The sequence below is a fragment of the Blautia sp. HA3515 genome (assembly GCF_059933065.1).
Genome location: NZ_JAYFUY010000062.1, coordinates 21,972 through 34,554, shown reverse-complemented (window position 1 = coordinate 34,554; position 12,583 = coordinate 21,972). Strand labels below are relative to the sequence as shown.

Annotated in this window: 7 protein-coding genes and 4 pseudogenes; 2 read left to right on the top strand and 9 right to left on the bottom strand. The window is 44.7% G+C overall.

The window, feature by feature from the left end; translation table 11 throughout:
* From R1Y93_RS04900 to R1Y93_RS04875, 6 genes and pseudogenes are all read right to left on the bottom strand, one after another.
* A partial coding sequence (locus R1Y93_RS04900) for a CdaR family protein (RefSeq protein WP_500821855.1) occupies nt 1-407 on the bottom strand: 407 nt, incomplete at its 3' end.
* Nucleotides 379-912, bottom strand: a complete 534-nt coding sequence (locus tag R1Y93_RS04895) for a response regulator (RefSeq protein ID WP_500821854.1) — start codon at nt 910-912, stop codon at nt 379-381. The genes R1Y93_RS04895 and R1Y93_RS04900, both read right to left, overlap by 29 nt.
* A gap of 184 nt (nt 913-1,096) precedes the next feature.
* Nucleotides 1,097-2,089: pseudogene (locus R1Y93_RS04890) on the bottom strand (galactose/methyl galactoside ABC transporter permease MglC).
* 18 nt (nt 2,090-2,107) lie between these two features.
* Nucleotides 2,108-3,609, bottom strand: a pseudogene (locus tag R1Y93_RS04885) (sugar ABC transporter ATP-binding protein).
* A gap of 176 nt (nt 3,610-3,785) precedes the next feature.
* Nucleotides 3,786-4,703: pseudogene (locus R1Y93_RS04880) on the bottom strand (substrate-binding domain-containing protein); the annotation flags it as partial.
* A 37-nt stretch (nt 4,704-4,740) separates the two neighbouring features.
* Nucleotides 4,741-4,938 carry a hypothetical protein gene (locus R1Y93_RS04875; protein WP_500821852.1) on the bottom strand — a complete coding sequence of 66 codons (198 nt, stop codon included), beginning with the start codon at nt 4,936-4,938 and terminating at the stop codon, nt 4,741-4,743.
* A gap of 272 nt (nt 4,939-5,210) precedes the next feature.
* On the opposite strand from R1Y93_RS04875, the gene R1Y93_RS04870 reads away from it, so the two are divergent.
* Both R1Y93_RS04870 and R1Y93_RS04865 read left to right on the top strand, forming a co-directional pair.
* The gene (locus R1Y93_RS04870; protein ID WP_500821851.1) at nt 5,211-6,383 is read left to right on the top strand and encodes a DUF4317 domain-containing protein; all 1,173 of its coding nucleotides are present in this window, start codon (nt 5,211-5,213) and stop codon (nt 6,381-6,383) included.
* Nucleotides 6,376-7,170, top strand: coding sequence for an HAD-IIB family hydrolase (locus R1Y93_RS04865; protein ID WP_500821849.1), 795 nt, complete (start codon nt 6,376-6,378; stop codon nt 7,168-7,170). The genes R1Y93_RS04870 and R1Y93_RS04865 overlap by 8 nt, the downstream gene beginning before the upstream one ends.
* 82 nt (nt 7,171-7,252) lie before the next feature.
* On the opposite strand, the gene R1Y93_RS04860 is transcribed toward R1Y93_RS04865, so the two are convergent.
* The 3 genes and pseudogenes from R1Y93_RS04860 to pth all read right to left on the bottom strand — a co-directional run bounded on the left by R1Y93_RS04860 (nt 7,253) and on the right by pth (nt 12,577).
* Complete coding sequence (locus R1Y93_RS04860) at nt 7,253-8,542, bottom strand: FKBP-type peptidylprolyl isomerase (RefSeq protein WP_500821848.1); 1,290 nt, start codon at nt 8,540-8,542, stop codon at nt 7,253-7,255.
* A gap of 108 nt (nt 8,543-8,650) precedes the next feature.
* Nucleotides 8,651-12,005, bottom strand: a pseudogene (mfd, locus tag R1Y93_RS04855) (transcription-repair coupling factor).
* Entirely contained in the window at nt 12,002-12,577 is a 576-nt protein-coding gene (gene pth, locus R1Y93_RS04850) for an aminoacyl-tRNA hydrolase (RefSeq protein WP_158420869.1), read from the bottom strand. The pseudogene mfd and the gene pth overlap by 4 nt, the downstream one beginning before the upstream one ends.
* Between the last annotated feature and the right edge of the window lie 6 nt (nt 12,578-12,583).

Sequence of the window (12,583 nt, the reverse complement as noted above, 5' to 3'; positions counted from 1 at the left end):
ATGTACAGTACCCGGTTGCCTCCCATAATGGTTCTGTATTCCATAGCGCTTCTGGCTTCCTGATAAGAAGTGGTCACATAATCCACATGATCGCAGATCTGACCCACTGCTGCAGTTACCGGCACTTTCAGCACACGGTCCCCCATCTTGCAGATCTGGTCCAGATGATACATCACTTTATCCATCTCACTTTTATCATTCAGCATAAAAATAATAATATACTCATCCAGATAGCTGATACTATAAAAACGCATCCGTTCATTCAGATAATCCCTGGACATATCCTTCAGGGAAAGGTTCAGCAGCTGCTGATTCTGCCCTGCCATCTCTCCAGAGCCTGCATCTACATAAAGCAGGGATACTACGTAATAAGGTGCCTTAAAATCCATCTCGTAGCTTTCCAGCATTCTGTGCCCGCTCTCCGGTGACTTTACCTTCCAGGATACCCATAACCAGCTGTTCCTGCATAGCCGGAAGGCTTTTCTGATAATATTCATATAGCCGGTTCATATTCCGGTGTTCATTGATCTCATCATCCAGTTTCTGCCGGATCCTGGTCAGAACCTCTTCCATATCCTTTGCACTGATAGGTTTCAGCAGATACTCCTCTGCCTCCAGATGCACAGCCTCCCTGGCAAACTCAAAATCATCAAATCCAGAATAAATGACCACCTTGATATTACGATAATTCTCTTTCAGTTTCCTGCAAAGGGTCAGGCCATCCATATAAGGCATTTTGATATCTGTCATCACCACATCAATGTGCAGCTGCTCTGCCATTTCCAGCGCTTCCTGGCCATTTTCCGCAGTCCCTGCCAGGCAGAATCCCATAGCCTCCCAATCAATCTTTTTCTTCATGGCACGAAGCACATCCACCTCGTCATCTACCAGTAAAATCTTATATAAATCCATAATTTCTCATCCCATCCGTCATCTTTTCTACTAAATGCAGCGTACCTTACTTAAATATTCACTTTCCCAATCATTTGTCTGCTGTATCTCCAACACTTTCTATTGTATAAAAAATCCCCACTGAATACAAGAGTATCCAGTGGGGAAACGTAAGCTTCCAACTATTTTTTGGCTCTTACACTTATTATTTTTTAACAATGTATTTTCTGATATCCAGAGCGATTGCAACAACGATAACGATACCCTGTGCAATGTACTGCAGGTTCGGGTTCAGTCCCAGGAACTGCAGAGCAGATTTCAGAAGCTCGAATACTGCAACACCGATGATAACTCCGGAGATCTTACCGATACCACCGTTTACAGATACACCACCGATAGTACAAGCTGCAATAGCCTCCAGCTCATATCCGTTACCCATCTGAGTAGAAGCACCACCGGATTTACCACCAAGAAGGAATCCTGCGATTGCATACATACAAGCTGCTGTTACGTAGATGATGATCTTTGTCTTCTAGACACTAACACCGGAAACCTCAGCTGCAACCTCATTACCACCGATTGCATACATATATTTACCATGACGCGTGTAGTCGTAAACAAACCAGAAGATCACTGCTGCAATGATCAGATACAGGAACAGAAGCGGGAATACACCGCCGATCTTTCCCTGTGTAACAGCTGTATAATCTGCACGGTATCCACCGATAGGCACGTTGTTTGTAACAACCTGTGCAATACCATAAACGATCATCTGCATACCCAGGGTACCGATGAATGCAGGTACGCTTAAGTAAGAAATAACAACACCATTGATCAGACCAAATACTGCACAGAGCGCCATACAGATCAGAAGAACTACCCATACATTCAGCTGTGGGAAATCAGGCCATACTTGCCCAGGTGCATCTGCTTTCTGAAGCATGATACCGGAAAGGCAGGCAGAAAGACCAACCATACGTCCTGCTGAAAGGTCTGTTCCTTTCGTGATCAGACATGCGCTGACTCCAAGTGCAATGATAACACGAGGTGCTGCGTTGATAGCAAGGTTCATAATGTTTCTGAAGCTTCTGAAGTTTGGCTCTGTAATACTTACATAGATTACCAGCAGCATCAGAAGTACGATAATACCGTTATCCAACAAAACTTTTTTAAGATCAAACTTTTTTGTCTTATCCATTTTATTATCCTCCTTCGCTTAGAACTGTGTTGCGAAATACATGATGTTTTCCTGAGTTGCCTCATCACCGCAAACCTCTCCGGTAATCTTACCGTTACACATTACCATGATACGGTTGGATACACCGATCAGCTCAGGCATCTCAGAGGAGATCATAATAATACCTTTTCCCTGCTTTGCAAGACTGATCATAATCTGATAGATCTCATATTTTGCTCCTACATCGATTCCTCGGGTAGGCTCATCCATAATCAGTATGGGTCATTTGCCAGCCATCTGGAAATAATAACCTTCTGCTGATTACCACCTGACAGAGACTGGATCAATGTCTTGCTGCTTGGTGTTTTGATACTTAATTTTCCAATATTATCCTGAACCAGCTTTTCAATCTTTCCATTGTTCAACTTCACGCAGCCCTCTACATAATGGTCAAGGGATGCAATAGAAATATTATCTGCAATAGACAAACATCCAAGAATACCACTTCCACGACGGTCCTCTGTGATCATACCGATACCATTGCGGATGGCATCTTTCGGACTTTTGATATTCAGTGGCTTTCCATTCAGCTTTACTTCGCCGCTAATAGTATGGCGGATACCAAAGATGGCCTCCATCAGCTCTGTACGCTGTGCTCCAACCAGACCGCCGAATCCAAGGATCTCACCTTTTCTCAGCTTAAAGGAACAGTTCTTGAAAGAATTGCTGTGAATGCTGGTAAAATTGTCCACTTCAAGAAGTACATCTCCCGGTGTGTTATCAAGGGGAGGATAAATATTTGTAAGCTCACGGCCTACCATGTTTTTAACAATATCATCATCGCTGATGTTTTTCATTTCCCATGTACCAACATAAGTACCGTCTCGCATGATGGTAATGTCATCAGAGATCTTACGAAGCTCTGCCATCTTATGGGAAATAAATACAAAGGACACGCCTCTGTCACGTAAATCACGTACAATACGGAAAAGAGCTTCTACCTCATTATCTGTCAGAGATGAGGTGGGCTCATCAAGAATGATCAATTTTGCTTCCTGTGAAACTGCCTTTGCAATCTCAACAGACTGCATCTGTGAAATGGATAAATTCCCAAGTCTCTTCTTTGGGTCAAAAGGCATCTTAACATTATCAAGCCATTTCTTTGCCTCTTCATTCATTGTTTTGTGGTCGATCACCTGAAGTGGTCCCACTTTCTTAGTCGGAAAACGGCCAAGATACATATTCTCAGCGATTGTCCGCTCCGGAACAGGCTGCAGCTCCTGATGAACCATTGCCAGTCCGTTATGTAATGCTTCATCCGGATTGTTAATGTCGACCTTCTTACCGTCTACATAAACTTCTCCTTCATCCATATGGTAGATACCAAACAGGCATTTCATCAGTGTAGACTTACCTGCGCCGTTCTCTCCCATAAGGGCGTGGACGGTTCCCGGCCGAACCTTAAGATTTATCTTGTCCAGCGCTTTGACACCCGGGAAGCTTTTGCTTACACCGCGCATCTCCAATCTATATTCTGCCATCCCACTCTCTCCTTTCCTGGATATTGGCCGAACAGCCATTGTAATCATAATCCCTGTTGTAACTGTTCAGTATCTTTGGCATATCAGCCACTGAATAGTCACATCCTGTTCATAAAATCGGGTGTGTCCTTCAGACACACCCGAAATGTTCAGTCAACTGTCAATGCGGATCTGAATTATTTGATTTTGTCAAGAATTTCCTGTGCGTTGTCAGCTGTAACTTTTACATAGTCAACCATGTTTACAGGAGCAACTTCCTCACCTTTGAGGAATTTAACTGCAAGGTTAGCAGCACCCTGAGCCTGGCCGAAGTAATCGTTGAATACTGTACCTGTGAAGTTGCCATCAACGATATTCTGAACAGCATCTGTAAGAGCATCAACACCTACAAGGTAGATATCCTCACCAATTGTTCTGCCAGCTGCCTGGATAGCCTGAAGAGCACCAAGTGCCATAGCATCGTTGTTGCAGAATACAACTTCTACATCATCGCCGTACTGTGTAAGAGCATCCTGTACGATCTGCTGTCCTTTAGCCTGATCCCAGTCACCTCTCTGAAGAAGAAGCTCATCAACTTCTACACCAGCATCTGTAAGAGCTTTGATGGAGTACTCTGTTCTGTACTGAGCATCGATGTTCTCTGGATCACCCTGAACCATGATATAGGAAACTTTGCCGTCGCCATTGATATCACCTTTGTTCTCTGTCTCAAGGATCTCTTCGCCCTGGAATGTACCGGACTGTCTAGCATCTGCACCGATGTATGTAGCTTTGATTCCGTCAGAAGCCCATCTGTCAGACTCTGTCTCATCTGGCTGACGGTTGATATATACTACAGGGATACCTGCTTCGTTGCACATATCTGTTACCTGAGGAGCGGAAGAAGACTGAACAAGGTTCAGGATCATAACATCAACCTGATCTGTGATGAAGTTGTTGATCTGGTTTGTCTGCTCTGCCTGGTCATTCTTACCATCCTGTACTACGATGTTGTCAGGATTGAATCCAAGGTCTTCGGTAAGGTAACGAACTAACTCTGTACGATACAGTGTCATGAAGTTATCTGTGAACTGGTAAATACTGATACCGATCTTAGCGTTATCAACGTCAACGCCTTCCATATCCGGTTTTTCAAGGAAAATCACTTGCTGCCTCTGCTGTATCATCTGCAGCTTCTTCTGCGTCAGCATCCTCAGCCTCAGCATCTTCCTCTGTTGCTGCCTCATCTGTAGTTTCCTCAGCTGTGTCCTCTGCAAATACAGCTGTTGATCCGATCATTGTTACTCCCATTGCTACACAAAGTAAGCTGGCAAGTACTTTTCTCTTCATTGAAAACGTCCTCCTTTTATTGCGGTTCGTACCGCTCTTGATGTTTTATATTTTAGCAATCCTTGTTTAGGAAATAAATATAATATTTTTTTGTCTATCTATAAATTTCTTAACGTATTTGATTATTTTTAACAGTTTTTAGTATTTGTTTTTGTGCAGTATTACCACTATCTGCATTGTTTTTCTTATTTATCAAAAGAAATCTATGATTTTTTGTTTTCTTGCCCGTCAAAAGAATTTGCGATATAATGAGCAGACGAGGAGGATCAACCATGAACAAAAAAGAAATTTCCGAGATCAAAAAACAGTTTTCACCAGCCAATTGTTCCATTACAAGGATCTGCGGCTGTTATGTGGATGGCGACAAGAACAAGAAAACCGAATTAAAAGAAGCCTTCCTCTCCCTTTCTGAGGAAGAAATGTTCAAATATTTTGAGATTTTCAAGAAAACCCTGTCCGGTACCCTTGGCAAAAACCTGCTGAACATGGAATTTCCAACGAATCAGGAAGCAGATGGAGGAACCCAGGAATTTCTTATGCGTCTTAGAGCCAGCCGTCTGACTGACGATGAACTGATCCAGCAGTTCTATGACCGGATCATTGAGAATTACGATTATCCGGAGAATTATTATATTATCCTTGTCCATGCAGTATATGATATTCCAGGCAAATCTTCTGACGGTCTTGACATGTTTGATGCATCTGACGAGATCTATGAGCATCTTCTTTGCAGCATCTGCCCGGTTAAGCTGTCTAAGGCAGGACTTTGTTATAATGCAGAGACAAATCTTATTGAAGACCGTATCCGTGACTGGATCGTAGAAATGCCGGAATCCGGTTTTCTTTTCCCTGTATTTAATGACCGGAGCACAGACATTCACGGACTTTTATACTATTCCAAAAATGCAGAAGCACTTCATGATCTGTTTATTGATCAGGTTCTGGGCTGCACAGCTCCCATGTCTGCCGGTGGGCAGCGGGATTCCTTTAACATGCTTGTAGAAGAAACCCTTGGAGATGACTGTGACTACAACACTGTGATCAGTATCCATGAAAAGCTGAATGAACTGATCGAAGCACAGAAAGATGAGCCTGAACCGGTAGTGCTCACAAAGCCGGAAGTGAAGCGGCTTCTGGAGGACTGCGGCGTGGCAGAAGAAAAGCTGGATACCTTTGACCAGCAGTATGAACTTGTGGCAGGAGATGCGCCTTCCCTGATGGCCTCCAATATTGCCAACCCCCGCAAATTTGAAGTTAAAACACCGGATGTAGTGGTAAAGATCGATCCTGAGCGTGCAGAATTAATTGAAACCAAAGTAATTGACGGTCGAAAATGTCTGGTGATCCCTATGGAAGGCGAGATCGAAGTCAATGGCATCTGTGTACATATGGGCAATCTTTCCGAAGACACAGAATATCCGGATAATGAGGTAGACGATGAATAGAAAGATCCTGTTTTTTGATATTGACGGCACTCTTGTCACAGCACCACCCTGTACCGTTCCCGAAAGCACTGTCCAGGCCATTACCCAGGCCAGAAAGAATGGCCATCTGTGCTTTATCAATACCGGCCGCACCCGTGTGATCATCCCTAAAGATCTGCTGACCCTGGGCTTTGACGGTTATGTATGTGGCTGCGGTACTCAGATTTACATGAATGACCAGCTGATTTTCTCACAAACCATCCCCCATGACCAGTGCGTGGATATTGTGGAAAAGCTTCGCCTGTTCCATATTCCCACTTATTTTGAACGGTGTGATGCAATTTTATATGATGGTGAACCGCATCATCATCCAGTTTTCCCTATGATCCAGAAAATGGCACCTACAGAGAACATAGCTGAATACACAGGAGAAAAGGCTGCCACTTATACCTTTGACAAATATCTGGTATCCATTGGGCCAGACTCTGACCGGGCAGGCTTTGAAAAATATGCCAGGGAAAATAACATGATCTGTTTTGATCATGGGAATGATGTATGGGAAGTTACTCTCGCCAGGTATACGAAAGCTACCGGCATCCAGTTCCTGTTGGATCATCTTGGCATGTCCCTGGAAGACAGCTTTGCTTTTGGTGACAGTACCAATGACCTGGCTATGTTAAAATATGCAGGCACTAGCATTGCCATGGGCAACTCCATGCCTGAGATCTTTCCTTTCTGTACTTACCGCACCACAGATATTACAGACAATGGGATCTGGAATGCAATGAAACACTTCCAGCTGATTTGAAATTCAAGTCGAGCATATAAAAAATGGGTACGCAGCACTGATCTGTGCCACGTACCCATTTTTATTTGGTCTGATATGTCTATTATTCTTCTGTATCGTCTGCAGCTTCCTCTGTAGGTGTTACCTCAGTCTCCTCTGCTGCCTCTTCTGTAGGTGTCACCTCGGCCTCCTCTGCAGCTTCTTCTGTAGGTGTTACCTCGGCCTCATCTGCTGCTTCTTCTGTAGGTGTTACCTCGGCCTCATCTGCTGCCTCTTCTGTAGGTGTTACCTCGGCCTCCTCTGAAGTCTCTTCTGTACTGTCACCTGCTGCATCTGATGTGGTAGCTTTGATGGTGAAAGTATGATTATCTGAGAATGTAAGAGTCTTAAGAACCTTCTCATCCTCTGTGACCTTCGCATCATCCAGCCACTTCTCGGTAGTTTCAGAATAATATTTATTCTCTTTTGTAGTGGTTACGGATTTAACCTTGGAAGCGGTAGCATCCTCATCCTTCTCAGAATCCAGTCTAAGGATATAAGCAGCTGTATCTGTCTCTACAAGAGAGTCATAAACTTCGCCCTCTTTCAGGGTACGAAGTGCAGTGAGCACTTCATCCGGATATGCAGTAGACTGGAAATCCTCATCATCAGATTCTTTGGTAGTAAATGTGCCATTTAATGCGGTATAGCTGTCATCTACGCCCTTAGCGATCTCTTTCATATCTGCTGTCGGATCCTCTTTCACCTTATCAAGGATCTCCTGAGCCTGCTCTTTTCTCTTAGCAATATCATCATCTGTCAGATCATCTCCGGACAGGGAAATATTAACATAGGTAAAAGCTGACTGCTGTGCATCATCCTCTGAAACCTCAATATTGCCTTCCTTCTTGATAGGATCCTGCATCTTCTTCTGATAAGTCTCAAGTTCAAGCAAAGTCTTCACCTGATCCTCTGTAACAGAAAGCTCCTTGATCGTATCCTCATCATTATCCTTCATAAAGGCAGCCGCTGCGTCCTCAATGGCCTTCTGCTCATCCTCTGTGATCTCCACATCGTAATCTGCAGCCTTCTCTTTCATTACGTACAGAAGCTCTACCTGCTTCAGGGCACTCTTTACAGCGCTCTCTCCATAAGTCTCTCCTGTATCCTTATCTGCCACACCGCTCCAGATATTGGAAGCACTGCCACCCATAAACTGCTGATACATAGCAATGGTCTGTGCCTGCTGCTCTCTTGCAAAAAGACTAAATACACCCATCGGCACATCTGTACCATCTACAGTAGCAACTGTCTTTGTTCCATCTACTTTTTTCTCACCGCAGCCTGTAAACATCCCTGCTGCCAGCACTCCGGCCAGGGCTGCGATGGTTGTTCTTTTCAATAAATCCTTCATATCTTCCTCCAATCTGACGCACCTGTATCACAGGTTACACTTTTTATAGTATATCCTGTTTTTCCTCATCAGGCAACTATTTTTGTGTGAATTTTGATGATACCAGGGTTAAAAGGTCTGGGACCGCCTGTGCTTGGTTGTTCCCCTTATTCCACCAGTTCCAGCAATTCCTCTGCAAACCCGGGTAAGTGCAGGAACCACAGGTCCTACAGGTGCAAACAGGAATTTAGGAGTCTGATCATTTTTAAACTGCAGGGACCGTCTGTATTTCTCCATAAGCGGCGGAATCCCTGCCGGATTAATCTTTGCATTTTCATATAAGGTGATCCTGCACTCCCTGGATGTCTGTTTGATCTCCGTAACATATGCCTGATGTGCCAGTGCCTTCAGTCTGGCAATGGCCAGAAGGTTTAATACTGCTTTTGGCGGTTCCCCGAAACGGTCGATCAGCTCTTCCAGCATTTCATCATAATCCTGCTGAGACTCTATCCCTGCGATCCGTTTGTAAATATCCAGCTTCTGAAACTCATTGGATATATACGTATCCGGGATAAATGCATCCATTACAAGGTCTATGGTTGTTTCAAAATCATCCATCGTCTGAATGCCCTTAGCCTCTTTGACTGCTTCACTAAGCATCTTGCAGTACAGATCATAACCTACTGCATTCATATGGCCATGCTGCTGTGCTCCAAGAAGGTTCCCTGCTCCGCGGATCTCCAGATCCCGCATGGCGATCTTGAACCCACTTCCCAGGTCTGTAAACTCCCTTATAGCAGACAATCTTTTTTCTGCTGTTTCTTTCAGCATACGGTTCTGCCTGTACATCAGAAATGCATATGCCGTCCGGTTGGAGCGGCCAATACGCCCCCGCAGCTGATAAAGCTGAGAAAGCCCATACTTATCTGAGTCATGAATGATCATCGTATTCACATTGGAAATATCCAGTCCTGTTTCAATGATCGTAGTGGAAACCAGTACATCGATCTCACCGCTTATAAAACCATACATCACCCGTTCCAATTCCCGCTCGCTCATTTGTCCATGGGCAAAATCCACCCTGGCATCCGGAACAAGCTTTCCGATCCTGGCAGCTACTTCATCAATATCTGTCACCCGATTATATACATAATAAACCTGTCCGCCACGGCGCAGCTCTCTTTTGATGGCTTCCCGGACAGTCTCTTCATCATACTCCATCACATATGTCTGGATAGGCATACGATCCATGGGCGGTTCTTCCAGCACACTCATATCCCTGATCCCGATCAAACTCATATGAAGGGTTCTTGGAATAGGTGTGGCGGTAAGTGTCAGCACATCCACATCCTTCTTCATCTGCTTGATCCGCTCTTTATGTGCAACCCCGAAGCGCTGCTCCTCATCAATGATCAGAAGACCAAGGTTTTTAAATTTCACATCCTTAGAAAGGACTCTGTGGGTACCTATCACAATATCCACCTGTCCCTTTTTCAGATCATCCAGTGTTTTCTTCTGCTGGGCAGGCGTGCGGAACCGGCACAACAGATCCACACGTACAGGAAATTCTTTCATCCTTTGTACAAAAGTATTGTAATGCTGCTGAGCCAGGATTGTAGTAGGAACCAGATACACCACCTGACGGCTTTCCTGTACAGCCTTAAAGGCCGCACGCAGGGCAATCTCCGTTTTTCCATACCCTACATCGCCACATACAAGGCGATCCATGATCTTGGTGCTTTCCATATCTTTCTTAGTATCTTCAATGGCCATCAGCTGATCGTCCGTTTCCTCATAGGGAAACATTTCCTCAAATTCCCTTTGCCATACAGTATCCGGGCCACATACGTACCCTTCCTTTTCCTGCCTGGCGGCATACAGCTCCACCAGCTCTTTTGCAATATTCTTTACGGCTCCCCGTACCTTTGTTTTGGTACGGTTGCCATTCCTGTGTTCCCAGCTTATTCAGCTTAGGCTTCCTGTCTGCATCTGCACCAGTGTATTTCTGCAGGGCATCCAGCTGAGTAGCCAGAATGTACAGGTTGCTTCCGTCTCTGTACTCAATCTTTATATAGTCCTTGACGATCTTATCCACTTCTACCTTCTCAATCCCACGGTAGATCCCCAATCCATGCTTTTCATGGACTACATAATCTCCAATGGAAAGCTCGGAAAAATCCTGGATATGATTGCCATTATATTTTTTTCGTTTTTTCTTTTTTTTCTGCTCCTGGCCAAAGATGTCCGTCTCCGTCATCACTGCAAATTTTACCAGAGGATATTCAAAGCCTCTGCTTGCATGGCCATACAGCACCATGATCTCTCCCGGCTGGATCACCCGGTCATAATCCTGACTGTAAAAAGCATTCAGGCCTTCTGCCTGCAGATCCTTTGCCAGCCTTTCTGCCCTGGTACGTGAGCCGGATAATAAAGCGATCTGATATCCCTGCTTTTTATATTTAAAAAGGTCTTTTACAAGGAGCTCAAAGCTGCTGTTGTAGGAATTTACAGATTGAACCGTCAGCCCGAAGTTATCCGTAAATTTCCAGCCTTCCAGGTTTGGTTCCAAAGCACATAGGGCGATACAGTTTCTTTTGTTCAGGTTTTTCTTTACATCCTCAAACCTGCACAGCCACTGTCCCGGAAGCTTCTGTTCCCCTTTTCCTCCCTGTGCATCAGGCTCTGCTGATATTCCTCTTCCACAGCCTGGCCGTTTTCTGTCAGCCGGTTAGGCTCATCCAGGAAAATCAAAGTTTCCTCTTCCGGGAAGTAATCCAGAAAAGATACCATGCCTTTGTCCAGCGTTTTCTCTGCTGCCGGATAGATCATGATTTCTTCCAGGTTATCCAAAGACCGCTGGCTTTCTGCATCAAAGCTGCGGATAGAATCCACTTCATCTCCCCATAGCTCTATACGCCATGGATTTTCTTCTGTCAGCGAATAAATATCCACAATGCCTCCACGGACTGAAAACTGTCCCGGCATCTCCACCTGTCCTACACGCTCATATCCCAGCTCTACCAGGGATTTTTTCAGCTGCTCCATATCGATCACACTGTCATTATAAAAATGAAGCACCCGATTCTGTATTTTATCCAGGGGCATCAGATAATCCATGCAGCCGTCAATGCTGGTAAAAACCGTAACCTCTTCCCTCTCAAGAAGCGCCTGGATCACCTGCATCCGCTGACGGATCAGAAGGTTTCCGTGAATGTCCGCCTGAAAAAAAAGCAGATCCTTGGCCGGATAATACAACACTGTTTTATCATAAAAACGTGTGTCCTCATATAGTTCCTTTGCTCTTTTTTCAGTCTTCACAGATCACCAGACGACGCCGGAACATGTCAGACAGTCCGTGGATCATATTCGCTTTTTGAGAAAGGGTGCAGCCGGTCAACAGCAACACCCCTTTGTTATTTTTTATAGATTTCTGTATTTCTTCAAACTCTGCAAGATTGTGTAAAGGTTGAATAAATGTTTTCATATTTTCTTTTTCCGATTATATTCATTCATGGCCGCATCCGGTCCCTGTGCAATAATTTTTTCAACAGCGTCTGCCGCCTCCCGGATCGCTTCATCCACCAGCTTACGTTCACTGTCCGGGAATCTGGACAGCACATGATCCGCCAGATCCCAGCCTTGGGGCTTAGCACCTACGCCGATTTTGATCCTGACAAAATTCTGAGTGCCCAGCTTCTGGATAATGTCTTTTAATCCATTATGACCGCCTGCGCTGCCCTGCTTACGGATTCGCAGCTGCCCCGGCTCCAGATCAATATCATCGCTGATCACGATCAACTCCTTTTCAGGATCGATCTTGAAAAAATTCACCATGTCACGGACAGGGCCTCCGCTAAGATTCATAAAGGAAAGAGGCTTCATCAAAATGGCCTTGTCTCCGCCTATGATCCCTTTTCCATACATTGCATTAAATTTTACGCCGCCCTGCGGTACATTATGCTTTTCGATCAGACAGTCAACTGTGTCAAACCCCATATTATGCCTGGTTGCCTCGTACTGTCTTCCTGGATTTCCCAAACCAACTATTAAATACATATTGTC